General features: G+C 67.0%; 1 protein-coding gene. It reads right to left on the bottom strand.

Translation table 11 applies throughout. The features are described 5' to 3' along the window. Positions 1-224, bottom strand: a 224-nt coding sequence (locus tag ACSHWJ_RS16170; protein WP_432540153.1) for a hypothetical protein, incomplete at both ends; no start/stop codon positions are given.

Below are 224 nucleotides of genomic sequence, written 5' to 3'. Positions count from 1 at the left end.
GCCAGATCCTGGGCGATCTCCACGAACATCGCGCGATCGGCCTTGTCCGAGGACTTCTTCGCCAGCGCCGCCAAGTCGGTGGCGATCGATGCGATCCGGGGCTCGGCCGCCGCCTTCCAGATCTCGATCCCGTCCAGGCGCTGCTCTTGGTCGTAGCCGTTCGGCAGCAGCGACTGGGTCTGCATCTCGATCCGCTCGATGCCGGCCGGCGTCAGGTAGACGTG

The sequence above is a fragment of the Methylococcus sp. S1M genome (assembly GCF_051295855.1).
GTDB lineage: Bacteria > Pseudomonadota > Gammaproteobacteria > Methylococcales > Methylococcaceae > Methylococcus > Methylococcus capsulatus.
The sequence above is the reverse complement of the archived record's forward strand: the minus strand, read 5'-3'. Positions and strand labels throughout refer to the sequence as shown.